This is a genomic window from Enterobacter cloacae complex sp. 397G4, from assembly GCF_050031515.1.
GTDB lineage: Bacteria > Pseudomonadota > Gammaproteobacteria > Enterobacterales > Enterobacteriaceae > Enterobacter > Enterobacter hormaechei_C.
In genome coordinates, this window is record NZ_JBLGWE010000001.1 from 4473679 (window position 1) to 4500315 (window position 26637).

The following is a 26637-nucleotide window of genomic DNA, read 5'->3' on the forward strand; positions in this document are numbered from 1 at the left end:
TACTTACCAGCTGGCTCGCATACGTTCACGTACGAGCGCCGAGCTGCGGCGGTTGTCAGCACCCAGACGGTTTTTCAACGTGGTGTCCTGACGAGCGTCGCTGATGGCCTGTTGCAGGGTGGTTTTCACCCGCGTCAGATCGCTTTCGGTAGGGGCATCCGGATTGCTGATATCCAGCAGGTCGGAAAGCAGCCCCAGCGTGGCGTAGTTGCTGATGTCATACGCCATTGGCGGAATGGTTGCAGCCAGTTTTTCCAGCGCCTCAACGGTACGCAGCGTAATGCGCGCCGCAGACTCTTTGCCCATGGCATGGATCAGCACGCCTTTATCGTTGAAGGCAATCAGACGGTTAGCCTGGTAGCCGTGCGCCAGAAACGCGCCGGACATGGCCTTACCGACGATAAGACCAATCACCGGATGACCCGCCAGCCGCGCATTAGCGTAGGCGGCAGCGGCGCCGGCCAGCGCCTGGTGGATACCAAACGCCTCTTCGCGACGGCCATAGGCCTGGCTTGGGACGTCGATTACCGCCACAATCGGGCGCTTCACGGCTTTATCTGCGTCGGCGGCGACGGTTTCGCTGACCACTTTTGCCAGCGTCCATCCTTCCAGCAGGCCGACTTCACCCTGCGCCGCGCGCGGGAAGTGGTTGTTGGCGTCCGGCACCACGGCGACAAAACGCACCGTTTCACCGTTTAGCTCGCCGTCTGCGGCCTGCACGGACGGGCATAACCCCTCCAGACGTTTCGCGTTCGGGGCCAGAGTTTCCAGCCAGAGTTCGCCACGGCTAATTGAGTTAGTCATCATTTCACCTCCCGGACAAAAAGCGCTTTAATCTGTTCGGCATCGGCCTGTTTGCGGGTGTCGAAATTCGTCAGACGGTTCAGGTAATCGTCGTAGTTATCGGTGCGATGTTTCGCCGGTACGCCTTTGGCGATGGCTTCGTTCATCGCGGCTTTCACCGCGTTCACGCCGTCGCCCACCAGCGCGTCCACCAGCCCGCTTTCAAAGCGTACTTCGCCGCCGGTCATGCTCCAGATAAACGGACGGTCGCGGGAGTCATACTCTTCAATGCCCGCTTCCTGCTCGATAACCTGCGGACCGTTGAGGCCGAGCCGCGCTTCGCGGGTCACAATCAGGTAGCTGCACAGCGCCGCGGCGATAGACATCCCACCGAAGCAGCCCACGGTCCCGGCGACAATCCCGACGACCGGGGTATAGCGACGCAGGTCAACGATCGCGGCGTGGATATCGGCAATCGCCGCCAGGCCGAGGTTGGCTTCCTGCAAACGTACGCCGCCGGTTTCGAGGCACAGCACCGCCTGAGTCGGAATGCCGTTGCGGTTATCTTCCGCCGCCAGCTCCAGCGCTGCCGCCATTTTGGCGCCGGACACTTCGCCCATGCTGCCGCCCTGGAAGGTGCCTTCAATCGCCACCACCACCGCAGGCTGGCCGTTGATGGTCCCTTTCGCGACCACCATGCCGTCATCGGCCTGAGGAACAATCCCCTGTGGCCCAAGCCACGGAGAGATAATGCCTTCAAACGGATCCAGCAGTTCGCGGTAGCTGCCGTCGTCGAGCAGCGCCTGCGCACGCTGGCGCGCTTTTAATTCGATAAAGCTGCTGTCATCACGCATGGTTCACCCCTTCAAAAACCTGTTCGATACGAATGCGTGCCACGCCCGGCGTCGCGCCGAAGTCGTGGATGGTCAGCTTACCGGCGGGCAGGCTGCTGACGGTTTGCAGGCGGTTGAACAATGCCTCCCAGCGCCCGCGGCTGTTGTCGACGGAGGTGGTGATATCAATGGTTAAGGTCTGGCCCGGTTCGGCGGTGAAAAGCACCTCCATATCCCCGGAACCGACGACCCCTGCCAGCGCCCTGCCGCTTACTTCGCGGCTGGCGGGCACGGTCAATGTGATTTTTTCCATAACATCCTCTTAATGCTTTGAATAGGGCGTTTCGGCGCGGTCAAGAAACAGCGTGGCGGCAAGCAGGTCTGCGGCTCCGCCCGGCGAGGCGTTAAGCGCCAGCATCTGACGGTCTAACCGCGCCAGCGCCTGCTGCCCGGCGAGGGTTGCGCATCCTCCGGCGTTCAGCACCGCACGGGCGCCGTTCTGCATGGCGTCCAGCCCCTCCATGCCGGCGCGCGACAGCACGCAGGTGTCGGTGAGCGAGGTCATGATCGCCATCAGCGCGTCGAGTCTGGCCTGCGTTTCGCTGCTGCCGTTGAGACGGCTGAGGCGAAGCTGCGGCAGCGCGCGCTGCATGATGTGCGGAAACGCCTGCTGAGCCTCTTCACGCGCGCCCGGCACACGGTAGCGGTGCGTAACGCGTAACCCCTTGCTGAACACTTTCGGCGCCGCGTCATCCGGCAGCTTCGCCAGCTGAGCGGCGGTGTTCGCGACGGTTTGCGCCCGGGCATCGCCGCCCAGCATCGCCACCGCGCTCACCAGCAATCCCAGCGCCCAGATCGCGCCACGGTGCGTGTTCACGCCGTCGGTAGCGGCCATCATCTGCCGTTCACCTTCGCGACCCAGGCGGCCAACGGTTTGCCTGAGGGCAATATCCGCCGGACGCTGCCAGCTCTGCTGCGCCAGCGCCTGAAACGTGGGGGTCAGGCTGTGAGCGGAGCGCTCCATCAGCGCAAGCGATAAATCGTGGTGCGCGCCGTTCCCCCGGCTGTCCACCAGACCGGGCTTCGGGCTTAAACGTGCTTCGTCAATCAGACACTGCGTGGCGGTTCGCGCCAGCCATTCGGCACCGCCTTCAACCTGGATCTGGGGCAGAAGTTTCATTACCAGCTCCGGAATTTCGCAGGTGGGTTGTAAAGACCGCCGGACCATTCCACCAGGTCCGCGACGCTACCTGCCGCCAGCAGCGAACGGGTGGCATCGGTGCGGCGAATGCCCATATCTTCCGGATACACAACCTTGCCGCTCTGGCGCAGTTCCGCCACGCGTTTGGCGTCAACGCCCAGACCGATATCGGTGATACCCGCCACGGCGGCGACCATGGCGCGACGCTCTTCCAGATCTTTCGCCCGGTAGAGGTAAGCAATCCCCTCTTCCGTCAGCACGTGGGTGACGTCATCGCCGTAAATCATGACCGGCGCCAGCGGCATACCAGAGGCTTTCGCGACCTCAACGGCGTCGAGTTTTTCCACGAAGGTTGGCTTCACGCCCGCCTGGAAGGTTTCCACCATCTGCACAACCAGCTTTTTACCGCGCTGCATCGGGTCAGGCTCGGTGATCATGTTCAGCCAGGCCGGTGTGGCGTGGCGACGACCGTGCGGATCGTGGCCCATGTTTGGCGCGCCGCCGAAGCCGGAAAGACGGCCGCGAGTCACGGTTGAGGAGTTAGCGTAACCGTCGACCTGTAGCGTGGAGCCGATAAACATATCGACCGCGTACTGACCTGCCAGCTGACAGAAGGCGCGGTTAGAGCGCATGGAGCCGTCGGCACCGGTAAAGAACACGTCAGGACGGGCGCGGATGTACTCTTCCATTCCCAGCTCGCCGCCGAAGCAGTGGACGCTCTCCACCCAGCCGCTTTCGATGGCCGGGATCAGCGTTGGATGCGGGTTCAGGGTCCAGTGTTTACAGATTTTGCCTTTGAGTCCGAGCTGTTCGCCGTAGGTTGGCAGCAGCAGCTCGATCGCTGCGGTGTTAAAGCCAATCCCGTGGTTCAGGGACTGCACCTGGTGTTCAGCGTAGATGCCTTTAATCGCCATCATCGCCATCAGGATATGTTCCTGTTTGATCAGGCGCGGGTCACGGGTGAAGAGCGGTTCGATAAAGAACGGCTTATCGGCAACCACCACAAAATCAATCCACGAGCCCGGAATATCCACACGCGGCAGGTCGCACTCGTCGTCCACCAGCTCGTTCACCTGCGCGATGACGATGCCGTCATGGAATGCGGCGGCTTCCACCAGCGCCGGAGTATCTTCGGTACTCGCCCCGGTATAGAGGTTGCCTTTGCGGTCCGCTTTAAAACCGGCAATCAGCGCCACGTTTGGCGATAGGTCGACGTATAAACGTGAGTAGAGTTCGATGTAGGTGTGAATCGCCCCGATTTCGAGCTGACCATCCTCCAGCAGTTGGGAGATTCGCAGGCTTTGCGTACCGGAGAAGGAGAAGTCCAGCTTGCGGGCGATGCCTTTCTCAAAGATGTCCAGATGTTCGCTGCGGCCCACGCTCGGCATGATCATATGCAGATCGTGCACGATTTGCGGGTTCACTTCCGCCAGTGAACGGGAAAGGAAATCCGCCTGCTTCTGGTTGTTGCCTTCCAGAACGACTTTGTCGCCTGGTGCGATCAGTTTTTCCAGCATGGCGACAAGATCGCCGGTTGGCAGTACCTTGCCCTGCACCGGTACGGACGCCAGACGACGCGCTTTCTCACTGCGTCGGGTGTTCCATTGCCGGGTGGGTGTTTGCCCAGATAACATTATTAACCTCCTGATTCAGCACATCATTCTGATTTGCTTAACGTTGAGTAAAGTGTGCGCTCTGGTGAGAAAGGCATCAATTAAGCGTAGAGCCAAATCATTAGCCTGAGAGTAATAATCAAGGTAAATATTTGTGATCGGGATCAGTTCATGTTTCGGAAAAACGGGCTAAACGGGGTACAATTCGGAAGGTATAGTTAATTTCTGACAAGAATCAGCATCGCCCTTATGACCCAAATCATTCCCTCAGACTTCGACATTGCAGCCGAAGAGAGCGCAGAGTTCGTGCCCATGCGCGGTGTGGCTAACCCTCACCTGCAAACCATGCTGCCGCGCCTGATCCGCCGCAAGGTACAGTTCACCCCGCACTGGCAACGGCTGGATTTGCCGGATGGCGATTTTTTGGATCTCGCCTGGAGCGAAGATCCGGATCGGGCCAGACATAAACCCCGTCTGGTGGTGTTTCACGGTCTGGAAGGCAGCCTGCACAGCCCTTACGCACACGGTCTCATTGAGGCGGCGAAAGCCCGCGGCTGGCTTGGGGTAGTGATGCATTTTCGCGGATGCAGCGGCGAGCCTAATCGTCAGAAACGTATTTATCACTCGGGTGAAACCGAGGACGGTACCTGGTTCCTGCGCTGGCTAAGAGACAATTTCGGCGAGGCGTCAACGGCAGCGGTGGGGTATTCGCTGGGCGGCAATATGCTGGCCTGCCTGCTGGCGAAGGAGAGCGACGCCGTACCGCTGGATGCGGCGGTGATCGTGTCTGCGCCCTTTATGCTGGAGCAGTGCAGCTATCATATGGAAAAGGGGTTTTCGCGAGTGTACCAGCGCTACCTGCTCAACCTGCTGAAAGCCAACGCCGCGCGCAAGCTGAAGGCCTATCCGGATACGCTGCCTGTGACGCTGCAACAGCTCAAACGCGTGAAGCGCCTGCGCGAGTTTGATGATTTGATCACCTCGAAAATTCACGGCTTTGCCGATGCGATTGACTATTACCGTCAGTGCAGCGCCATGCCTTTACTGAACCAAATCACGAAACCTACGCTGATTATCCACGCCAAAGATGATCCGTTTATGGATCACCACTCGATTCCGGCGCCCGATCATCTGCCGGCCAACGTGGAGTATCAGCTCACCCAATTCGGGGGACACGTCGGCTTTGTCGGCGGCACGCTGCGTCGGCCAAAAATGTGGCTTGAGACGCGTATTCCCGACTGGTTAACGGCTTATCTGGACGGTAAATAATGATTATTCCCTGGCAGGATCTCTCTCCCGACACGCTCGATAATCTGATTGAAAGCTTTGTCTTGCGCGAAGGCACCGATTATGGTGAACATGAACGTTCGCTTGAACAAAAGGTCAACGATGTTAAGCGCCAGCTTAAAAGCGGCGACGTGGTGCTGGTATGGTCCGAACTGCATGAGACGGTCAATATCATGCCACGCAACGCGTTTCACGGCTGATCTTTACACTTTTCCAGTCAGGGAGTTGCTATGTCTGCCAGACATCCGGTTATTGCCGTTACGGGTTCGAGTGGGGCGGGAACCACTACCACCAGCCTCGCCTTCCGCAAGATCTTCGCCCAGCTTAACTTACGGGCGGCAGAGGTAGAAGGCGACAGCTTTCACCGCTACACGCGCCCGGAGATGGATATGGCCATCCGCAAGGCACGCGATCTGGGTAAACACATCAGCTACTTCGGCCCGGAGGCGAATGACTTCGGCCTGCTGGAGCAAACCTTCCGTGAATACGGGCAAAGCGGTACCGGGCAGTCCCGCAAGTATCTCCACACCTACGATGAAGCCGTGCCCTGGAACCAGGTCCCCGGCACGTTCACGCCCTGGCAGCCGCTGCCGGAACCGACTGACGTTCTGTTTTACGAAGGTTTGCACGGCGGCGTGGTGACGCCTCAGCACGATGTGGCGCGCCACGTGGATTTGCTGGTGGGGGTGGTGCCGATTGTTAACCTTGAGTGGATCCAGAAGCTGACGCGTGACATGAGCGAGCGCGGCCATTCGCGAGAGGCGGTCATGGACTCGGTGGTGCGCTCCATGGAAGATTACATCAACTTCCTGACGCCGCAGTTCTCCCGAACCCACATTAACTTCCAGCGCGTCCCCACCGTGGACACCTCCAACCCGTTCGCTGCAAAAAGCATCCCTTCCCTGGACGAGAGCTTTGTGGTGATCCACTTCCGCAACCTGGAAGGCATTGATTACCCCTGGCTGCTGGCGATGCTACAGGGTTCGTTTATTTCGCACATGAATACGTTAGTGGTACCGGGCGGAAAAATGGGGCTGGCAATGGAGCTGATCATGACACCGCTGGTGCAGCGGCTGATGGAAGGAAAGCAGATCGCGTGAATTGTTTTGCCCGGTGGCGCTGCGCTTACCGGGCCTACGGGCGTGCTTTTGTAGGGCGGGTCAGCGAAGCGCCACCCGCCAAAAAATTAAGCCGCGATCACTTCATAAGAATGGGTGATTTTTACCGCTTTCTCCAGCATTAGCGCCACAGAGCAGTATTTTTCCGCAGACAGGTCAACCGCACGCGAGACCGCCGCATCCTTCAGTTCTTTGCCGGTGACGATAAAGTGCAAATTAATATGCGTGAACAGGCGGGGCGCCTCTTCACGACGTTCCGACGTCAGCTTCACTTCACAATCGGTCACGTCATGACGGCCTTTTTGCAGGATCGACACCACGTCGATCGCACTGCATCCGCCTGCCGCCATCAGCACCATTTCCATCGGGCTTGGCGCTTTATCGCCGGAGTTGCCATCCATCAAAACCTGGTGCCCGGAAGCAGACTCGCCCAGGAACGTTAACCCTTCAACCCATTTCACACGCGCTTGCATATTCACTCACTCCAACGTTGCATTTTTTATGACAGATTACGTGTACGTTACATTTCTCGCAACGGAAGGCGACCTGCGTCATGCTGAAGCGAGACACCAGGAGACACGCGGCGAAAGCTATGCTAAAACACTCTGGATGCTACAGTAATACATTGACGTTACACATGTATGCAGAGGACATCAAACTTTACTGGCTGCGAAACGTTACGACAGCCGACTTCCCAGGTATGGGTAAGAATTCGATTGCAACCCCAGAGTCCGGATGCATCTTATGACTCTGGTGACAGCTTATAACAGAGGATAACAGCGCATGGTGCTTGGCAAACCGCAAACAGACCCGACTCTCGAATGGTTCTTGTCTCATTGCCACATTCATAAGTACCCATCAAAGAGCACGCTGATTCACCAGGGTGAAAAAGCGGAAACGTTGTATTACATCGTTAAAGGCTCGGTGGCCGTGCTGATCAAAGATGAAGAAGGGAAAGAGATGATCCTTTCTTATCTGAACCAGGGCGATTTTATCGGTGAACTGGGCCTGTTTGAAGAAGGCCAGGAACGTAGCGCCTGGGTTCGTGCAAAAACAGCATGTGAAGTGGCTGAAATTTCTTACAAGAAATTCCGTCAGCTGATTCAGGTCAACCCTGACATCCTGATGCGTCTTTCTTCCCAGATGGCACGCCGTCTGCAAGTGACCTCTGAGAAGGTGGGTAACCTCGCCTTCCTGGACGTGACCGGTCGTATCGCGCAGACGCTGTTGAACCTGGCGAAACAGCCAGACGCCATGACCCACCCTGACGGTATGCAAATTAAAATTACCCGTCAGGAAATCGGTCAGATCGTCGGCTGCTCCCGTGAAACAGTGGGCCGTATCCTGAAGATGCTGGAAGACCAGAACCTGATCTCTGCCCACGGTAAAACTATCGTGGTCTACGGAACCCGTTAATTTCGGTCAAACGGCGTGCCGCCGCAGGGTGGCACGCCGTTTTTGTCTCTACTCCTCATGTGGCGCAGGCTGATCTATCACCCGGAAGTTAACTACGCACTACGACAAACGCTGGTGCTGTGTCTTCCCGTGGCCGTGGGCCTGATCCTCGGACATCTTCAGCAAGGCCTGCTGTTTTCCCTCGTGCCCGCCTGCTGCAACATTGCCGGTCTGGATACGCCGCATAAACGCTTTTTTAAACGTCTGATTATTGGCGGCTGCCTGTTTGCCGGCTGTAGCCTTGCCGTACAACTCTTACTGGCCCGCGACATTCCTCTGCCGTTGATCCTGACCGTGCTGGCGATGACGCTCGGCGTCACCGCCGAAATCAGCTCGCTGCACGCCCGCCTGCTTCCCGCGTCGCTGATTGCCGCCATCTTCACCTTAAGCCTTGCGGGCAATATGCCGGTGTGGGAGCCATTGCTGATCTACGCCCTCGGCACGCTATGGTACGGGCTGTTTAACTGGTTCTGGTTCTGGCTGTGGCGGGAACAGCCGCTGCGCGAATCCCTGAGCCTGCTCTACGTGCAGCTTGCTGAATACTGCGAAGCAAAATACACACTGCTCACTCAACATACCGACCCGGAAAAATCCCTGCCGCCGCTGCTGGCGCGCCAGCAAAAAGTGGTGGATCTGATCAGCCAGTGCTATCAGCAGTTGCACATGCTTGCCGCCAACAAAAATCATGAATACAAGCGGCTGCTGCGAACCTTCCAGGTCGGGCTGGATTTGCAGGAGCATATCTCCGTCAGCCTTCATAATCCGGAAGAGGTGCAAAAGCTGGTAGAGCGCAGCCATGCGGAAGCGGTGATCCGCTGGAACGCGCAGACCGTCGCGGCCCGCCTGCGGGTGCTGGCTGACGATATCCTCTATCACCGCTACCCGACGCGCTTTAACATGGACAAACAGCTCGGCGCGCTGGAAAAGATTGCGCGTCAGCACGCGGATAACCCGGTCGGGCAATTTGCTGCCTGGCATTTCAGCCGCATCGCCCGGGTGTTACGCACCCAGCGCCCGCTTTATGCCCGGGACCTGATGGCCGATAAGCAAAAACGGCTGCCGCTGCTGCCCGCGCTCAAAAGCTATCTATCACTGAAATCTTCCGCCCTGCGCAATGCCGCGCGGATCAGTGTGATGCTGAGCATCGCCAGCCTGATGGGAATGGCCCTGCACCTGCCGAAACCCTACTGGATCTTAATGACCGTGCTGTTTGTCACCCAGAACGGCTATGGCGCCACGCGGGTGCGCATTCTGCATCGGGCGGGCGGTACGATGGCGGGGCTGATTATCGCGGGCGTGACGCTGCACTTCCACGTGCCGGAAGGCTATACCCTGGCCGGTATGCTGGCAATCACGCTGGTGAGCTACCTGATCATCCGCAAAAACTACGGCTGGGCGATGGTGGGCTTTACGGTGACGGCGGTGTATACCCTGCAACTGCTCACGCTTAACGGGGAACAGTTTATTATTGCCCGGCTGGTCGATACGCTAATTGGCTGCCTGATCGCCTTTGGCGGCATGGTCTGGCTGTGGCCGCAGTGGCAAAGCGGGCTGCTCAGGCAGAACGCCCACGACGCGCTCGAAGCTGACCAGCAGGCCATTCGTCTTATTCTGAGCGATGACCCGCAGCCCTCTCCGCTGGCCTACGAGCGCATGAAGGTCAACCAGGCGCATAACGCCCTGTTCAACTCCCTTAACCAGGCCATGCAGGAGCCGGGCTTTAACGCGCACTATCTGGCTGACATGAAGCTGTGGGTCACGCACAGCCAGTTTATCGTCGAGCACATCAATGCCATGACGACGCTGGCGCGGGAGCACACGATGCTGACGACGGATCTGGCGCAGCGCTATTTGCAGTCGTGTGAAATTGCGTTGCAGCGCTGTCAGCAGCGTCTGGAGTATGACGCGCCGGGCGAGTCAGGGGATTCGAACATTCTGGAAGCGCCGGAGACGCTGACCCACGGGCCGATGAGCACCCTTGAGCAGCATTTACAGCGCGTTCTCGGGCACCTGAACACCATGCACACCATTTCGTCGGTGGCATGGCGTCAGCGCCCGCATCACGGGATTTGGTTAACGCGCCGGTTAAAACGAACCGCGTATTAGCCGCTGACGATCTTCGCGACCGCCGCGGCAAAACGGGTTAATCCGTCTTCGATGTCTTTGTCTTCCACCACCAGCGATGGCGCAAAGCGCATCACGTCCGGCCCGGCGTTGAGCACCATGACGCCTTCGTGCGCGGCGGCGTGCAGGAAATCGCGCGCGCGGCCTTTGTACTGCGGCTTCAGTTCGGCGCCGATCAGCAGCCCCATCCCGCGGATGTCGCTGAAGACATCAAACTGTTGGTCAATCTGCTGGAGATGTTTCACAAACAGGTCGCGTTTCGCATTCACGCCATTCAGGACGTCCGGCGTATTAATGATGTCGAACGCCGCACCCGCCACGGCGCACGCCAGCGGATTACCGCCGTAGGTGGAGCCGTGTGAGCCCACATGAAATGCGGAAGCGATATCCTGGGTGGTGAGCACCGCACTGACCGGGAAACCGCCGCCGAGCGCTTTCGCGCTGGTCAGAATATCCGGCGTTACGCCGTAGTGCATATAAGCAAACAGGTCTCCGGTACGCCCCATCCCACACTGCACTTCATCAAACACCAGCAGCGCCTGGTGCTCGTCGCACAGCTCGCGCAGCCCTTGCAGAAATTCCGGGGTGGCCGCCGTGACGCCGCCTTCCCCCTGAATGGGCTCGACCACCACGGCACAGGTGTGATCGTCCATCACCGCTTTAACGGCGTGGAGATCGTTAAACGGCACGTGGATGATATCCGCAGGTTTCGGACCAAAGCCGTCGGAATACTTCGGCTGGCCGCCAACGGAAACGGTAAAGAAGGAGCGTCCGTGGAAGGCGTTATGGAAGGCGATGATTTTGGTTTTGTACGGGCTATGACGCGTGGTTGCGTAGTAGCGCGCCAGCTTAAAGGCGGTTTCGTTGGCTTCGGTGCCGGAGTTCATAAACAGCACGCGTTCGGCGAAGGTGGCATCGATGATCTTACGCCCCAGACGCAGCGCCGGTTCGTTGGTGAACACGTTGCTCGTGTGCCACAGCGTTTCGCCCTGCGTTTTCAGCGCGTCCACCAGCGCAGGATGGCAATGGCCCAGCGCCGTCACCGCAATACCGCCTGCGAAATCAACATACTCGTTGCCCTGCTGATCCCAGACGCGGCTGCCTCTCCCTTTCACCGGGATAAACTCAGCCGGTGCATAAATCGGCAGGATCACTTCATCGAATGTCGCGCGGGTAATTGCTGGTTGTTCAGTTGCCATGTCATGACCATCCATTTTTATGTCACATTGATTGTGAAAATATAATCACAAAATATGCATAAAAAATCACAACAAGGCAACAGATATTCAGCGATTAAGGAAATTGGCCAGCAGCGCGTGCCCCTGTTCGCTGAGAATGCTTTCCGGGTGGAACTGCACGCCTTCCAGATCGTACTCACGGTGACGAATGCCCATGATCTCCTGCGTCTCGCTCCAGGCGGTGACCTCAAAGCAGGCCGGCAGGGTCGGCGGATCAATGATCAGAGAATGGTAGCGCGTCACGGTTAACGGATTGTTTAGCCCCAGAAATACGCCGGTACCGGTGTGCGTGACCGGAGAGGTTTTGCCGTGCATGACTTTCGCGGCACGGACAATGGAGGCGCCAAAGACCTGCGCAATGGCCTGATGACCCAGGCAGACGCCCAGAATCGGCAGTTTGCCCGCATAATGGCGGATCGCCTCCAGCGAGATACCGGACTCCGAAGGGGTACACGGCCCCGGCGAAATCACGATTTTCTGGGGTGCCAGCGCGTCAATGTCAGCCAGCGCGATCTCATCGTTACGGCGGACAACCACCTCTGCCCCCAGCTCACAAAAATACTGGTAAAGGTTCCAGGTAAAGGAATCGTAGTTATCAATCAGCAGAATCATGGCGGCTCCTGAAAAAATGGCCGCCCTATTTTACGCAGATTCCCGCGCTTCGCTCACAACTTTGGCAAAGATGGCGTTCAGGGCGGTCAAATCCCCCATTGCCCCGCTCTGATTGGCGGCTGCCCAGTCGTTCGGGTCGATCCCCTGCCAGTTCAGCACATAGCCCGCATGAATAGCCAGTTGTTCAAAGAAGATCCGCTGGGCCACGCCATTACCGCTCATAAACGGATGTAGCATGTTGATTTCACAGTAGTAATGACTGATTCTGTCTGTAAACTCTGCTTTCTGAAGGCCCACCAGATATTTATCACTTTCCAGCGAAGCCATCAGCTCATTACCCACTTTCTCGATGTACTCGAAATGGCAAAAAGGAATGTCGCCCTTAGAAATATCGGCGGTGCGCAGCTCGCCCGCGCCTTTCATTTCGTTGCGGAATAAATGGCGGTGAATAAGACACAGATGGGGTAAACCCGGTGCGGAAGGCCCCAGTTCCAGCATCTCGATATCAGGTTCAGCGGGACCCTTACCTTTTTCAAGGAGGCAGCTGGCCTGAAAATTGACCTTACGTTGTTGCTCCCAGAGACGGGATTTTTGCTTGTCGGTGAGTTTTTTCACTACGCCTCCCTGAATAGTCCGTTTGCCACAAGTATAAGCAGCAAAACGCGCTTTCGCAGGGAGGGTGGAAAGACACGGGCAAGATGTGCCCGTGTGGGGGAACGATTACGGCAGCACTTTCGCGGAGAGAATGACGACTGGCTTAGACGGCACATTCTGGTATGGACCGACATCGTGAGTCTGAACCTGAGAAATCTTATCCGCAACGTCCATGCCTTTCACCACTTTGCCAAACACCGCGTAGCCAAAGTCGCGCTGACCGTGGTCCAGGAAGGCGTTATCAGCCACGTTGAGGAAGAACTGGCTGGTGGCGCTGTCTTTGTCCGCCGTACGCGCCATGGAGATGGTGCCGCGCTTGTTCAGCAGGCCGTTGTCTGCTTCATTTTTGATGGGCGGGTTGGGCTGTTTCTGCTGCATCTGCTCGTTAAAACCGCCACCCTGAATCATAAAGCCCGGGATCACGCGGTGGAACGTGGTGTTGTTATAAAAACCACTGTTCACGTAGTCGAGGAAGTTTTTCACCGAAACAGGGGCTTTCTGGCTATCCAGCTCCAGCTCAATATTCCCCGCAGAGGTAGTCAGCAGGACGTGGGGGTCTCCTTTGGCTGCCAGCGCAGCAGGGGAAACGGCAGAAAGAGCAAACACAGCTGCGACAGCCGCCAGTGTTGATTTGAGCATGAGAATTCCTTAACAAAGCGCAGTATAAAAAGCGAATGGCTTGATTCTAAAGAGCAGTATGAACCCAGACCAGTCTTTTACCTAATTTTACCAAATTGAAACAATTATTACCGCGCAAACGATTGTTCACCCCACAACGTAATGTGATCTGCATCACGTTAAAACCTGCAATTGTGCTCAAAATTTTCTGAAAAGATTTAATTAGATCACTTTCGCGACTAAAATCTGCCCGCTCAAACGCAGTCATTGCGTTTTTCTTTACTTTTAACAGGCCAGACATGACTAACAGCAATCGCATCAAGCTCACATGGATCAGCTTCTTCTCTTACGCCCTGACCGGCGCGTTGGTGATCGTCACCGGGATGGTGATGGGAAATATCGCAGACTACTTCCAGCTGCCCGTTTCCAGCATGAGTAACACCTTCACCTTCCTGAACGCGGGGATCCTGATCTCTATTTTCCTTAATGCCTGGCTGATGGAAATCGTGCCGCTGAAAACGCAGCTGCGTTTCGGCTTCGTGCTGATGGTTGCCGCCGTGGCGGGCCTGATGCTGAGCCACAGCATCGCCCTCTTCTCTGCCGCCATGTTCGTGCTGGGCCTGGTGAGCGGGATCACCATGTCGATCGGTACGTTCCTGATTACGCACATGTATGAAGGCCGCCAGCGCGGCGCGCGTCTGCTGTTCACCGACTCCTTCTTCAGCATGGCCGGGATGATTTTCCCGATGGTCGCCGCGTATCTTCTGGCGCGCAGCATTGAGTGGTACTGGGTGTACGCCTGCATTGGTCTGGTTTATGTCGCGATCTTTGTTCTCACCTTCGGCTGCGAGTTCCCGGTGCTGGGCAAAAAAGCGCAGACTACGTCCGAGCCGGTTGCGAAAGAAAAATGGGGTATCGGCGTACTGTTCCTCTCCATCGCCGCGCTGTGTTACATCCTCGGTCAGCTGGGCTTTATCTCCTGGGTTCCTGAATACGCGAAAGGTCTGGGCATGAGCCTGAACGACGCGGGTAAACTGGTGAGCGATTTCTGGATGTCTTACATGTTCGGCATGTGGGCGTTTAGCTTTATCCTGCGCTTCTTCGACCTGCAACGGATCCTGACCGTTCTGGCGGGTCTGGCGACCGTGCTGATGTATCTGTTCATCAACGGTTCCCCGGAGCATATGCCGTGGTCCATCCTGACCCTGGGCTTCTTCTCCAGTGCGATTTACACCTCGATCATCACCCTTGGCTCTCTTCAGACCAAAGTGGCCTCGCCAAAGCTGGTGAACTTCGTGCTGACCTGCGGCACCATCGGCACCATGCTGACCTTCGTGGTCACGGGCCCGATTGTTGCGCACAGCGGCCCGCTGGCGGCGCTGCATACCGCTAACGGTCTGTACGCCGTGGTGTTCATCATGTGCTTCGTGCTGGGCTTTGTGACCCGTCACCGTCAACACAACCCGGCAACAGCTACCCACTAATCGCCATAACCCCTTTGCGTACTGCAAAGGGGTTTTCCCCTGCTCACCCGCCCTGCCCGCCGATGGGTAAAAAACCCCACTATATTTGTGCAAAAAATAAGCAAGCACAAAAATCAAACAATATCCGTCACTTATAAAAATCCTGACAAATCATAGATATACCCACTAAGGGGTAGGTGAAGGCGTATTTGATTTGCATCAATAAGTGCCCCTGCTGAATCGTTAAGGTAGGCAGTAATAGAAAAGAAATCGAGGCAAAAATGAGCAAAGTCAGACTCGCTATCATCGGTAACGGCATGGTCGGCCACCGCTTTATTGAGGATCTTCTCGATAAAGCCGATGCTGAGCAGTTCGATATTACCGTGTTCTGTGAAGAACCCCGCAAGGCGTACGACCGTGTGCACTTGTCTTCCTACTTCTCTCACCATACCGCCGAAGAGCTCTCTCTGGTGCGTGAAGGGTTCTACGAGAAACATGGCGTAAAAGTGCTGGTGGGCGAACGCGCTATCACCATCAACCGTCAGGAGAAAGTGATCCACTCCAGCGCCGGACGTACGGTTTTTTACGACAAGCTGATCATGGCGACGGGCTCGTATCCGTGGATCCCGCCTATTAAAGGGTCGGAAACCCAGGATTGCTTCGTTTACCGTACCATTGAAGACCTCAACGCCATTGAATCCTGCGCACGTCGAAGCAAACGCGGCGCGGTTGTCGGCGGTGGTCTGCTGGGTCTGGAAGCGGCAGGCGCACTGAAAAACCTCGGCGTTGAAACCCACGTCATCGAATTTGCCCCGATGCTGATGGCGGAACAGCTGGACCATATGGGTGGCGACCAGCTACGCCGTAAAATCGAAAGCATGGGCGTGAAGGTTCACACCAGCAAGAACACCAAAGAGATCGTGCAGGAAGGCACCGAAGCGCGTAAAACCATGCGCTTTGCCGACGGCAGCGAGCTGGAAGTGGATTTCATCGTCTTCTCCACCGGTATTCGCCCGCGCGACAAGCTGGCCACCCAGTGCGGTCTGGCCGTTGCGCAGCGCGGCGGGATCATGATCAACGATACCTGCCAGACCTCCGATCCGGATATCTACGCCATCGGCGAATGCGCCAGCTGGAATAACCGCGTATACGGTCTGGTTGCACCAGGGTACAAAATGGCGCAGGTCGCCGTTGACCATATCCTCGGCAGCGAAAACGCCTTCACCGGCGCAGACATGAGCGCCAAGCTGAAACTGCTGGGCGTGGACGTGGGCGGTATTGGTGATGCGCATGGCCGCACCCCGAACTCCCGCAGCTATGTTTATCTGGACGAAAGCAAAGAAGTCTACAAACGTCTCATCGTCAGCCCGGACAACAAAACCCTGCTCGGGGCGGTGCTGGTGGGTGATACCAGCGACTTCGGTAACCTGCTCCAGCTGGTGCTGAACGCCATTGAGCTGCCGGAGAACCCGGACGCGCTAATCCTCCCGGCGCACGCCTCCAGCGGTAAGCCGTCCATCGGCGTGGATAAACTGCCGGACAGCGCGCAGATTTGCTCCTGCTTCGACGTGACCAAAGGCATGCTGATCTCCGCCATTAACAAAGGCTGCCACACCGTTGCGGCGCTGAAGGCGGAAACCAAAGCCGGGACCGGCTGCGGCGGCTGTATTCCTCTGGTCACTCAGGTGCTGAACGCCGAGCTGGCAAAACAGGGCATTGAAGTGAACAACAACCTGTGCGAGCACTTCGCTTACTCTCGCCAGGAGCTGTATCACTTAATCCGCGTGGAAGGCATTAAGTCCTTCGACGAACTGCTGGAGAAACACGGCCAGGGCTATGGCTGTGAAGTATGTAAGCCTACCGTCGGTTCCCTGCTGGCGTCCTGCTGGAACGAATATGTGCTCAAACCAGAACACACTCCGCTTCAGGACACCAACGATAACTTCCTGGCCAATATTCAGAAAGACGGGACTTACTCGGTGATCCCGCGTTCTGCCGGAGGGGAGATTACCCCGGAAGGGCTGGTCGCCGTGGGCCGTATCGCCCGTGAGTTTAACCTGTACACCAAAATCACCGGCTCCCAGCGTATCGGCCTGTTCGGTGCGCAGAAAGATGACCTGCCGGAAATCTGGCGTCAGCTGATTGAAGCGGGCTTTGAAACCGGTCACGCGTACGCCAAGGCGCTGCGCATGGCGAAAACCTGCGTGGGCAGCACCTGGTGCCGCTACGGCGTGGGCGACAGCGTGGGCTTCGGCGTAGAGCTGGAAAATCGCTACAAAGGCATCCGTACGCCGCACAAAATGAAGTTCGGCGTGTCAGGATGTACCCGTGAATGTGCGGAAGCCCAGGGGAAAGACGTGGGTATCATCGCCACCGAGAAAGGCTGGAACCTGTACGTGTGCGGTAACGGCGGGATGAAACCTCGCCACGCGGATCTGCTGGCCGCCGATCTCGATCGCGATACGCTGATCAAATACCTCGACCGCTTCATGATGTTCTACATTCGTACCGCCGATAAGCTGACCCGTACCGCGTCCTGGCTGGATAATCTCGAAGGCGGCATCGACTACCTGAAGTCGGTCATTATCGACGACAAGCTGGGTCTGAATGAACAGCTGGAATCCGAGATGACTCGCCTGCGCGAGGCGGTGATCTGCGAGTGGACCGAAACCGTGAACACGCCAGCGGCGCAGACGCGCTTCAAACACTTTATCAACAGCACCCAGCGCGACCCGAACGTGCAGGTGGTGCCGGAGCGCGAACAGCACCGTCCAGCGACCCCGTATGAACGTATTCCGGTGATGCTGGTGGAGGAAAACGCATGAGCCAGTGGGTAAACATCTGCAACATTAACGACATTCTGCCAGCAACCGGCGTCTGTGCCCTGCTGGGCAACGAGCAGGTGGCGATTTTCCGCCCTCGCCACGATGAACAGGTCTATGCCATCAGCAATATCGACCCGTTCTTCGAGGCCAGCGTGCTCTCCCGCGGTCTGATTGCGGAGCACCAGGGCGAGCTGTGGGTTGCCAGCCCGCTGAAAAAGCAGCGCTTCCGCTTAACCGACGGACTCTGCATGGAAGATGAAAGCTTCTCGGTCAAACACTACGACGTCCGCGTGAAGGACGGCGAGGTGCAGCTGAAAGCGTAACCTCTCGCCTTTTCAATAGGAAAGGCTTATGACCCCTTATGGGTAACGGCAGGAAAAACCGTATGTTCTGTACGATTCCTGCTGTTATCCTGACGTCAATTCTTCCCCCGCCATGAATGCTGTGAGGTAACGTCGTGGATCACCTGCCGATTTTTTGTCAATTACGCAACCGCGACTGCCTGCTCGTGGGCGGCGGCGATGTGGCTGAACGCAAGGCACGCCTGCTGTTAGAGGCGGGCGCCCGGCTGACCGTCAACGCCCTCACTTTTGCCCCACAGTTTGACGTCTGGGCGCAGGAAGGGATGCTCACCCAGGTGCAGGGCGAATTTGATGAATCCCTGCTGGATACCTGCTGGCTGACCATCGCCGCAACGGATAACGATGACGTTAACCAGCGCGTCAGCGACGCCTGCGAAGCGCGCCGCATCTTCTGTAACGTTGTGGATGCGCCGAAAGAGGCGAGCTTTATCATGCCGTCGATTATCGACCGTTCACCGCTGATGATTGCGGTGTCGTCCGGCGGGCGCTCGCCCGTTCTTGCCCGTCTGCTGCGGGAAAAACTGGAAGCCGTGCTGCCGCAGCATCTTGGTCAGATTGCCCAATACGCCGGGGAGCTGCGCTCCCGCGTGAAGCAAACCTTCGCAACCGTGGGCGAACGCCGTCGCTTCTGGGAGAAGTTCTTTGTCAACGACAGGCTGGCGCAGTCCCTTGCCAATCAGGACACCAAAGCCGTTGAAGAGACGACCGAACAGCTCCTGAGCGAGCCGCTGGACCATCGCGGTGAAGTGGTGCTGGTGGGCGCAGGTCCCGGCGATGCGGGCCTGCTGACGCTGAAGGGTCTCCAGCAGATCCAGCAGGCGGACATCGTGGTGTATGACCGTCTGGTCTCTGATGACATCATGAATCTGGTGCGCCGGGATGCTGACCGCGTGTTCGTCGGCAAACGGGCAGGTTATCACTGCGTGCCGCAGGAGGAGATCAATCAGATCCTGCTGCGGGAAGCGCAAAAAGGAAAGCGCGTGGTGCGCCTGAAGGGTGGCGATCCGTTTATCTTTGGTCGTGGCGGCGAAGAGCTGGAAACCCTGTGCAACGCGGGTATTCCGTTCTCCGTGGTGCCGGGCATTACGGCGGCGTCCGGCTGTTCTGCCTATTCCGGCATTCCGTTAACCCATCGCGACTATGCCCAGAGCGTGCGCCTGGTGACGGGCCACCTGAAAACCGGCAGCGAACTGGACTGGCATAATCTGGCCGCTGAAAAGCAGACGCTGGTGTTCTATATGGGGCTAAATCAGGCAGCCACGATCCAGGCGAAACTGCTGGAGCACGGCATGGAAGCAGATATGCCGGTCGCGCTGGTGGAAAACGGCACCGCCATTACGCAGCGCGTGGTCGATGGCGTGCTGACGCAGCTGGGCGAGCTGGCGCAGCAGGTTGAAAGCCCGGCGCTGATCGTGGTGGGTCGCGTGGTAGCCCTGCGCGAAAAACTGAACTGGTTCTCCAGCCACTAACGCATAATCTCTCCCGGGAGTAGTCTTTAAGCGGACTACTCCCTTCTTACCTCAGTCGATAACATACCGCCCGCATAATGGAACTTTTCCATTTATTCCCTCGTGTTACATCCAATTTTCGATTTATTGACAAGGAATGCGTATGTTCAAACTGGCAAAAGCTGCCGTTCTGGTCGGCCTGTTATCAACTATGACGGCCTGCACCGGTCACGTTCAAAATACTAAAAATAATTGCAGCTACGATTACTTGCTTCACCCGGCGATCTCCATTTCGAAGATCATCGGCGGTTGCGGCCCGGCGGCACAGCAGTAAGCGTTTTTCAGGCGTAAAAAAACCGGGGATGTCCCGGTTTTTTTGTTTCGTCAGTTTTGTCGGGTGGCGCTTACGCTTACCCGACCTGCACGGTCCCGTAGGCCGGGTAAGCGTAAGCGCCACCCGACAAAGCGGCTTAAGGTTTCGCCACAAACCCAATCGCGTCGTACACCGCTTTCAGAGTTTCGGAGGCGCGCGCGCTGGCTTTTCCCGCGCCCTCTTTCATCACTTTTTGCAGGAAAGCTTCGTCGTTACGGTAACGGTGATAGCGCTCCTGCAACTCGGTCAGCATGCCGGAAACGGCGTCTGCCACTTCGCCTTTCAGGTGGCCGTACATCTTGCCTTCAAAGTGTTTTTCCAGCTCAGGGATGCTCTGTCCGGTCACACCGGAGAGAATGTCCAGCAGGTTAGACACGCCCGCTTTGTTCTGCACGTCGTAGCGCACCACTGGCGGCTCGTCGGAGTCGGTCACCGCACGCTTGAGCTTTTTCACCACCGATTTCGGATCTTCCAGCAGGCCGATAACGTTGTTGCGGTTATCGTCAGACTTGGACATCTTTTTGGTCGGCTCCAGCAGCGACATCACGCGCGCACCGGATTTCGGAATAAACGGCTCAGGCACTTTGAACACGTCACCGTAAAGCGCATTGAAGCGCTGGGCAATATCGCGGCTCAGCTCCAGGTGCTGCTTCTGGTCTTCACCCACCGGCACCTGGTTGGTCTGGTACAGCAGAATGTCGGCCGCCATCAGCACCGGATAGTCAAACAGACCGGCGTTGATGTTTTCAGAGTAGCGGGCAGACTTATCCTTGAACTGGGTCATGCGGCTCAGCTCGCCGAAATAGGTGTAGCAGTTCAGCGCCCAGCCCAGCTGCGCGTGCTCTGGCACGTGAGACTGAACGAAAATGGTGCTCTTCTCTGGATCGATACCGCACGCCAGGTACAGCGCCAGCGTATCAAGTGTTGCTTTGCGCAGCTTCTCGGGATCCTGACGCGCGGTGATAGCATGCAAATCCACGATGCAGTAAATGCAGTGGTAGTCATCCTGCATGCTCACCCACTGACGTAACGCACCCATGTAGTTACCAATGGTCAGTTCACCTGAAGGCTGTGCGCCACTAAAAACGATGGGCTTAGTCATTATTCAATTCCTGATGTTCACTGTGCGAGAGCCCGAGTGCGGGCAACAAATCTTTGAAGTGGTCGAACACAACGTCCGGCTCACTCAGCGTAATGGCTTCACCGTAGTTGTAGCCGTAGGTCAACCCAACCGACGGGCAACCTGCCGCTCTGGCAGCCAGAATATCATTGCGGGAATCCCCGACAAAGAGCAGCTCCGCAGGCGCTAAGGATAATTTTCCTGCCACCAGCAATAGCGGTTCCGGATGCGGCTTTTTATTCTGCACGTCATCGCCGCCCACAATTACAGAGAAGTATTTCGCGATATCCAGCGCTTCCAGCAGAGGCGCAACGAACGGTGTCGGCTTGTTAGTCACCAGTCCCAGCGGGATGCCTTTGGCATGTAGCGCGCTCAGCGTTTCAGCGACATCCGGGAACAGGAAGCTACCCTCTTCGACGGTCTCTTCGTAGAAACGGTCGAACAGTTTGCGCAGAATACGCTGCTGCTCATCCTGGGGAATATCCGCGTGGTCAACACTCGGTTTACCTTGCGCGGAACGCTGAGAGGCACGCTCCTGACGAGCCCAGGTCAGCGCGCGCTCCATCAGCACGTCTGCACCGTTACCAATCCACGTCACCACGCGCTCTTCGCCTGCAACGGGGAGTTCAAGGGCATACAGCGCCTGATCGACGGCGCGGGTTAATCCTGGCGCGCTGTCGACCAGCGTGCCGTCGAGGTCAAATGCTACACCCCGAATAGCCTGCAATTTATCCATGACTTACCTTCGCCAGTTCACGGCGCATTTCATCAATGACTTTTTTGTAATCCGGTTGATCGAAGATGGCGGAGCCTGCAACGAACATATCCGCCCCTGCCGCCGCAATCTCACCGATATTATTGACCTTCACGCCGCCGTCCACTTCCAGACGAATATCATAGCCAGACTCATCGATACGGCGGCGCACTTCACGCAGTTTGTCGAGGGTCTGAGGGATAAATGACTGACCACCAAAGCCCGGATTGACGGACATCAGCAGGATCACGTCCAGCTTGTCCATCACGTAGTCGAGATAGCTCAGCGGGGTCGCCGGGTTAAAGACCAGTCCCGCCTTACAGCCGTTCTCTTTGATCAGCTGTAGCGTGCGGTCAACGTGTTCGGAGGCTTCCGGGTGGAAAGTGATGATGCTGGCACCCGCCGCGGCGAAATCAGGCACGATGCGGTCAACCGGTTTCACCATCAGATGCACGTCAATGGGCGCAGTGATCCCGTAGTTACGCAGTGCTTTAAGCACCATCGGACCGATGGTCAGGTTGGGAACGTAGTGGTTATCCATAACGTCGAAATGGACGACATCCGCGCCAGCCGCGAGAGCTTTGGCAGTGTCTTCACCCAGGCGGGCAAAATCGGCCGACAGAATTGAGGGGGCAATCAAAAACTGTTTCATCCGCATCTCCTTGAAATGTGTTTACCGGCGGGCAAAGGCTCAGGGTCGATAAAGCGCCAGAAGTTCGTCCACCTTTTTACGTGTGCCGCCGTTGCTGCTAATGCTACGCCGCACTTTTACCTGAAAATGCTTCGCGGCTTTGTACCATTCGCGCGTATCAGGCGTGTCGTGATTCGAAATTAACACCGGAATTCTTTTGCTGACCAGCTTTTCCGCCATCTCAGCCAGACGAGCCTGCTCGGCCGGGCTGAAGCTATTGGTGTGGTAGGCGGTGAAATTTGCCGTGGCAGACAGTGGCGCGTAAGGCGGGTCGCAGTAGACCACCGAGTTTACGCCCGCCAGATCCATGCACTCTTCATAGGAGAGACAGTAGAACTCGGCATTCTGCGCTTTTTCAGCAAAGTGATACAGCTCGTCCTGTGGGAAGTAGGGACGCTTATAGCGGCCAAACGGCACGTTAAACTCGCCACGCAGATTATACCGGCACAGACCGTTGTAACCATGGCGGTTGAGATAAAGAAACAACAGCGCGCGACGGAACGGATCCTGGCTTTGATTAAACTCAGCGCGGAACTGATAGTAGACATCCGGGTTGTTGTTCTCTGGCGTAAACAGCTTCCGCGCCTCTTCCACATACTCATCGGTACGCAGTTTGACGATGTTATAAAGGCTGATAAGGTCGCTGTTGATATCCGCCAGGATATAACGAGAAAAATCGGTATTCAGGAACACCGATCCAGCACCCACGAAGGGCTCGATAAGACACTCGCCTTTCGGCAGGTGCTTTTTAATATCGTCGAGCAGGGGGTATTTCCCCCCTGCCCATTTCAGAAAAGCGCGATTTTTTTTCATGCTGACTAACTGATTACACCTTCTCCGGCTGTGGAGAAAGCTCCGACAGCATCCTGCGCTTTAAACATTACTTCAGATCGGCCTGCACCTGATGAATCGGCTTCGCCCACGGGTTTTTCGCCTGCACGTCGGCTGGCAGCGTGGAAACGGCACGTTTTGCTTCATCTTTGGAAGCATAAATACCACTCACCAGCACATACCACGGTTGACCGTTACGGGTCGTCTGATAAACCACGTAGTTTTTCAGATTCGATTTCTTCGCCCAGGCGTTGAGGTTGTCATAGTTAGACGAACTGCTCAGCTGAAGGGTGTAATTGCTGGAAGAGGCCGACTGCAAAGAACCCACGTTGCCCGTCGTTTTACCTGATGCAGCGCCCGTTTTGGCTGCGGGAGCCGCAGGTGTTGTTGCAGAAGGTGTTGTTGCAGCAGGCGCGGCTGTGGTCGCCGTTGCTTTCGGTGCAGTGGTTGCCGCAGGCGTTGGCGCTTTAACCGGCTGGCTCACCGCAGGTTTTGTCTGCGCTGGCGCTTTCGTTTCTGGCGCTTTTGCCACGGTTTGCGGTTTCGTCTCACGCTTCGGCTCAATCACAGCCTGCTTACGCTCCTGGCGTGGCGCAGTCTGCGTCTGGCGCGGTTTGGTTTCCGTTGTCGCCGTTTGCTGCTGGGCATTGCTGCCATGAACTGGCGCAACGGTGGCTGGTTCAGTTGGCAGCGTGGAGTTCACCACGGCAGCGTTAACCTGCTCCTGATTCTGCGGCTGCATCAGCGCGTTATTCAGATCGCCCTGAACTTCAACACGCTGCTGGCCTTCAGGCGTCGCAGGCGCCTGGCCCTGAGTCGGGGTCGCAGAGACAGGCGGCAGAGAGATATCCTGGCCAGCGCTGGTGTTACCTGCGGTCTGCTCTGCGGAAGTGGTGCCCGGCGCAGGCTGAGCGCCATTCGCCTGGTTGCTCGCATCGTTACCAGACAGGTCGATGCTCTTCTCGGCAGACGCCGTCTGCTCGGTAGAATTGGTAGAAGGTGCTTTTAGCGCGGACCCAATGCCGACAATCAGCAAGACCAGCACCAGAACGCCAAGGCCCATCATGATGTACTGACGGGAGGCCGGTTTTGCCGCTACCGCTTTTTTACGTTTGCGCGGACGACGTTCAACAGGCTGTTCATCCATTAACTCTTCTTCGGATTCATACTCCTCGTCTTCTCGCTCATTTCGCGCGTTACGGCTACGCGAAGGGCGACGATCGTCTGCATCCAGTTCGACATCGTCAAAATTGATCTGCGGCTCGTTATCACGTTCTGAAGATTGACGAGAACGACCAGTACGACGATCGCTGGGATCGGGTTTCAGCTCGTCTTCTGGTTTGAATTCATCCATTTAACACCCCACTCAAAGGCTTCTGCCAACGACTCTGCATTTACCTGAAGCTAAAACGACCACCTGTTACAGCGGTCTGACCTTTCTAGTTGTTACGCCTGCTGACAATCAGCAATAGCGCCAAGTACGACTTCGTGCGGCACTCCGCCGCGCACTTCACTTTTCCCTATTGCAAGCGGGAGTACCAGACGCATCTCACCTGCCAATACTTTTTTATCGCGCATCATGTGGGGAAGGTACGCCTGCGCAGACATTTCCTGCGGACCACTCACCGGCAAGCCAGCACGTTTAAGCAACGCGATGATACGTGCTGTCTCTTCCGGCCTGAACTGCCCCAGACGTTCAGAGGCTCGCGCCGCCATAACCATTCCGGCAGCGACAGCTTCACCGTGAAGCCAGTTACCGTAGCCCATTTCGGCTTCGATCGCATGACCAAACGTATGCCCCAGATTCAGTAAAGCACGTAAGCCGGTTTCACGCTCATCTGCGGCAACGACTTCTGCTTTCAGCTCACAACAACGGCGAATACAGTAGGCCATTGCCTGCCCGTCAAGGCGCAGCAGCGCATCCATATTCTCTTCCAGCCAGGTGAAGAATTCCCCGTCAAGAATAATGCCGTATTTGATCACTTCTGCAAGGCCGGACGCCAGTTCGCGCGCTGGCAAGGTTTTCAGACAGTCGAGATCCACTACCACCGAGGCAGGCTGGTAGAACGCGCCAATCATGTTTTTGCCGAGCGGATGGTTAACCGCCGTTTTACCGCCCACAGAAGAATCGACCTGTGAGAGCAACGTGGTTGGAATTTGAATAAAGCGCACGCCGCGCTGATAGCTGGCGGCTGCAAAACCGGTCAGATCGCCCACAACGCCGCCGCCCAGGGCAAGCAGTGTTGTATCACGACCGTGCGGTTTTTGCAGAAGTGCGGTAAAGACGGTATCCAGTACCGTCAGGCTTTTGTACTGCTCGCCATCGGGCAGAATCACACTGTCGACCTTCACGCCCGCCTGCTCAAGCAGGTGACGTACACGGTCGAGATAAAGCGGAGCCAGCGTCTCGTTGGTGACCAGCATCGCCTGATCACCCGCTTTCAGTGGTAAGAAGGAAGCTGGGTCGTTAAACAAACCAGCCGCGATGGTGATAGGGTAACTACGTTCCCCGAGAGTAACTGTAATCCTCTCCATGACGCGACATCCACCTTAAATGCTTTTACCCGCAGGCGAGTGTATATAAAGCCAGAATCAGTTGCTTTCCAGCATATGAATAATCTGGTTTGCAACCACTTTAGCGCTTTGATCGTCAGTACGAATGGTCACATCAGCAATCTCTTCGTACAGAGGATTGCGTTCATCGGCCAAAGCTTCCAGAACTTCACGTGGCGGTGTTTCAACCTGCAACAACGGGCGCTTTTTATCACGCTGCGTGCGTGCCAGCTGTTTTTCGATGGTCGTCTCAAGATAGACCACTACGCCACGGGCGGAGAGACGGTTGCGGGTTTCGCGAGATTTTACAGAGCCGCCGCCAGTTGCCAGCACAATGCCCTGTTTTTCCGTGAGTTCGTTGATCACTTTTTCTTCTCGGTCACGGAAACCTTCTTCGCCTTCTACGTCGAAGACCCAGCCCACATCCGCTCCGGTTCGTTTCTCAATCTCTTGATCAGAATCGTAAAATTCCATATTGAGTTGTTGAGCTAACTGACGCCCAATAGTGCTTTTGCCGGCACCCATAGGCCCAACCAGAAAGATATTGCGTTTCTCTGCCATTTTTTCGGTACTACTAAGACTATTCGTTAATGGTAATCCCCGCTGCGCAGACACCCGGCGTAGCAGGACATGAACTGAAACCTCATTTGCAATAGAGCGAGAGTCAGACGAAAAATTATC

Annotated in this window: 27 protein-coding genes; 10 read left to right on the top strand and 17 right to left on the bottom strand. The window is 56.7% G+C overall.

The genetic code is table 11. The annotated features are described in order from the left end of the window. Positions 1-3 precede the first annotated feature (3 nt). From mdcE to mdcA, 5 genes are read right to left on the bottom strand one after another with little or no spacing between them, the layout of a single operon-like run. Entirely contained in the window at positions 4-804 is an 801-nt protein-coding gene (mdcE, locus tag ACQG1Y_RS21640) for a biotin-independent malonate decarboxylase subunit gamma (RefSeq protein WP_032104009.1), read from the bottom strand. Then, positions 804-1637, bottom strand: a complete 834-nt coding sequence (locus tag ACQG1Y_RS21645; protein WP_368740902.1) for a biotin-independent malonate decarboxylase subunit beta — start codon at positions 1635-1637, stop codon at positions 804-806. The genes mdcE and ACQG1Y_RS21645 overlap by 1 nt, the downstream gene beginning before the upstream one ends. Further along, a complete protein-coding gene (mdcC, locus tag ACQG1Y_RS21650; RefSeq protein ID WP_000411786.1) occupies positions 1630-1929 on the bottom strand; it encodes a malonate decarboxylase acyl carrier protein in 300 nt (99 codons plus the stop codon). Before mdcC ends, ACQG1Y_RS21645 begins: the two co-directional genes overlap by 8 nt. Before the next feature lie 9 nt (positions 1930-1938). Beyond that, on the bottom strand, positions 1939-2796 hold the full coding sequence (locus ACQG1Y_RS21655) for a triphosphoribosyl-dephospho-CoA synthase (protein WP_017384166.1): 858 nt from the start codon (positions 2794-2796) through the stop codon (positions 1939-1941). Further along, the gene (gene mdcA / locus ACQG1Y_RS21660; RefSeq protein ID WP_015571421.1) at positions 2796-4451 is read right to left on the bottom strand and encodes a malonate decarboxylase subunit alpha; all 1656 of its coding nucleotides are present in this window, start codon (positions 4449-4451) and stop codon (positions 2796-2798) included. The genes ACQG1Y_RS21655 and mdcA overlap by 1 nt, the downstream gene beginning before the upstream one ends. Positions 4452-4679: 228 nt before the next feature. Here mdcA and ACQG1Y_RS21665 point away from each other — a divergent pair, with 228 nt between their 5' ends. The 3 genes from ACQG1Y_RS21665 to ACQG1Y_RS21675 are packed head-to-tail and all read left to right on the top strand — an operon-like array spanning position 4680 to position 6817. Beyond that, positions 4680-5699 (top strand): hydrolase, encoded by a 1020-nt coding sequence (locus ACQG1Y_RS21665; protein ID WP_045907649.1) that lies wholly within the window; start codon positions 4680-4682, stop codon positions 5697-5699. Then, the gene (locus ACQG1Y_RS21670) at positions 5699-5917 is read left to right on the top strand and encodes a YheU family protein (protein ID WP_014171926.1); all 219 of its coding nucleotides are present in this window, start codon (positions 5699-5701) and stop codon (positions 5915-5917) included. Before ACQG1Y_RS21665 ends, ACQG1Y_RS21670 begins: the two co-directional genes overlap by 1 nt. Positions 5918-5947: 30 nt before the next feature. Then, entirely contained in the window at positions 5948-6817 is an 870-nt protein-coding gene (locus ACQG1Y_RS21675; protein WP_003861663.1) for a phosphoribulokinase, read from the top strand. Positions 6818-6903: 86 nt separating this feature from the next. Here ACQG1Y_RS21675 and ACQG1Y_RS21680 read toward each other — a convergent pair whose 3' ends face one another. Next, complete coding sequence (locus ACQG1Y_RS21680) at positions 6904-7308, bottom strand: OsmC family protein (protein ID WP_015571423.1); 405 nt, start codon at positions 7306-7308, stop codon at positions 6904-6906. 310 nt (positions 7309-7618) lie between these two features. Here ACQG1Y_RS21680 and crp point away from each other — a divergent pair, with 310 nt between their 5' ends. Both crp and ACQG1Y_RS21690 read left to right on the top strand, forming a co-directional pair. Next, entirely contained in the window at positions 7619-8251 is a 633-nt protein-coding gene (gene crp, locus ACQG1Y_RS21685; RefSeq protein WP_000242758.1) for a cAMP-activated global transcriptional regulator CRP, read from the top strand. Between the two features lie 57 nt (positions 8252-8308). Further along, positions 8309-10396, top strand: a complete 2088-nt coding sequence (locus tag ACQG1Y_RS21690) for a YccS/YhfK family putative transporter (RefSeq protein ID WP_032104001.1) — start codon at positions 8309-8311, stop codon at positions 10394-10396. On the opposite strand, the gene argD is transcribed toward ACQG1Y_RS21690, so the two are convergent. The 4 genes from argD to ppiA form a co-directional block, all read right to left on the bottom strand. Continuing rightward, positions 10393-11613 (bottom strand): bifunctional acetylornithine/succinyldiaminopimelate transaminase, encoded by a 1221-nt coding sequence (gene argD / locus ACQG1Y_RS21695; RefSeq protein WP_023295528.1) that lies wholly within the window; start codon positions 11611-11613, stop codon positions 10393-10395. The genes ACQG1Y_RS21690 and argD overlap by 4 nt on opposite strands. 87 nt (positions 11614-11700) lie before the next feature. After that, on the bottom strand, positions 11701-12264 hold the full coding sequence (pabA, locus tag ACQG1Y_RS21700) for an aminodeoxychorismate synthase component 2 (RefSeq protein ID WP_033488050.1): 564 nt from the start codon (positions 12262-12264) through the stop codon (positions 11701-11703). Positions 12265-12294: 30 nt separating this feature from the next. Then, the gene (locus tag ACQG1Y_RS21705) at positions 12295-12879 is read right to left on the bottom strand and encodes a putative adenosine monophosphate-protein transferase Fic (RefSeq protein WP_063136794.1); all 585 of its coding nucleotides are present in this window, start codon (positions 12877-12879) and stop codon (positions 12295-12297) included. Between the two features lie 105 nt (positions 12880-12984). Next, positions 12985-13557, bottom strand: a complete 573-nt coding sequence (gene ppiA / locus ACQG1Y_RS21710) for a peptidylprolyl isomerase A (protein WP_000920483.1) — start codon at positions 13555-13557, stop codon at positions 12985-12987. Positions 13558-13835: 278 nt separating this feature from the next. Between ppiA and tsgA the strand changes: the two genes are divergently transcribed. The 5 genes from tsgA (at position 13836) to ACQG1Y_RS21735 (ending at position 19968) form a co-directional block, all read left to right on the top strand. After that, positions 13836-15020 (top strand): MFS transporter TsgA, encoded by a 1185-nt coding sequence (gene tsgA / locus ACQG1Y_RS21715; RefSeq protein WP_063135382.1) that lies wholly within the window; start codon positions 13836-13838, stop codon positions 15018-15020. A 260-nt stretch (positions 15021-15280) separates the two neighbouring features. Further along, positions 15281-17824, top strand: coding sequence for a nitrite reductase large subunit NirB (nirB, locus tag ACQG1Y_RS21720; protein WP_032104008.1), 2544 nt, complete (start codon positions 15281-15283; stop codon positions 17822-17824). Beyond that, positions 17821-18147, top strand: coding sequence for a nitrite reductase small subunit NirD (nirD, locus tag ACQG1Y_RS21725; protein ID WP_015571429.1), 327 nt, complete (start codon positions 17821-17823; stop codon positions 18145-18147). The genes nirB and nirD overlap by 4 nt, the downstream gene beginning before the upstream one ends. Positions 18148-18281: 134 nt before the next feature. After that, on the top strand, positions 18282-19655 hold the full coding sequence (gene cysG, locus ACQG1Y_RS21730; protein ID WP_040118178.1) for a siroheme synthase CysG: 1374 nt from the start codon (positions 18282-18284) through the stop codon (positions 19653-19655). 142 nt (positions 19656-19797) lie between these two features. Then, a complete protein-coding gene (locus ACQG1Y_RS21735; RefSeq protein ID WP_063413014.1) occupies positions 19798-19968 on the top strand; it encodes a YhfL family protein in 171 nt (56 codons plus the stop codon). Between the two features lie 136 nt (positions 19969-20104). Here ACQG1Y_RS21735 and trpS read toward each other — a convergent pair whose 3' ends face one another. From trpS to aroK, 7 genes are all read right to left on the bottom strand, one after another. After that, a complete protein-coding gene (gene trpS / locus ACQG1Y_RS21740) occupies positions 20105-21109 on the bottom strand; it encodes a tryptophan--tRNA ligase (RefSeq protein WP_414234778.1) in 1005 nt (334 codons plus the stop codon). Then, positions 21102-21863, bottom strand: a complete 762-nt coding sequence (gph, locus tag ACQG1Y_RS21745) for a phosphoglycolate phosphatase (protein WP_017384158.1) — start codon at positions 21861-21863, stop codon at positions 21102-21104. The genes trpS and gph overlap by 8 nt, the downstream gene beginning before the upstream one ends. Next, positions 21856-22533 (bottom strand): ribulose-phosphate 3-epimerase, encoded by a 678-nt coding sequence (gene rpe / locus ACQG1Y_RS21750; protein ID WP_003861634.1) that lies wholly within the window; start codon positions 22531-22533, stop codon positions 21856-21858. Before rpe ends, gph begins: the two co-directional genes overlap by 8 nt. Before the next feature lie 39 nt (positions 22534-22572). Continuing rightward, on the bottom strand, positions 22573-23385 hold the full coding sequence (gene dam / locus ACQG1Y_RS21755; protein ID WP_015571432.1) for an adenine-specific DNA-methyltransferase: 813 nt from the start codon (positions 23383-23385) through the stop codon (positions 22573-22575). 67 nt (positions 23386-23452) lie between these two features. Continuing rightward, positions 23453-24757 carry a cell division protein DamX gene (gene damX / locus ACQG1Y_RS21760; RefSeq protein ID WP_332999496.1) on the bottom strand — a complete coding sequence of 435 codons (1305 nt, stop codon included), beginning with the start codon at positions 24755-24757 and terminating at the stop codon, positions 23453-23455. Positions 24758-24849: 92 nt separating this feature from the next. Beyond that, positions 24850-25938: a 3-dehydroquinate synthase gene (aroB, locus tag ACQG1Y_RS21765; protein ID WP_003861631.1), complete on the bottom strand. Its 1089-nt coding sequence runs from the start codon at positions 25936-25938 to the stop codon at positions 24850-24852. Between the two features lie 57 nt (positions 25939-25995). After that, entirely contained in the window at positions 25996-26517 is a 522-nt protein-coding gene (gene aroK / locus ACQG1Y_RS21770) for a shikimate kinase AroK (protein WP_003861630.1), read from the bottom strand. Positions 26518-26637: the final 120 nt, after the last annotated feature.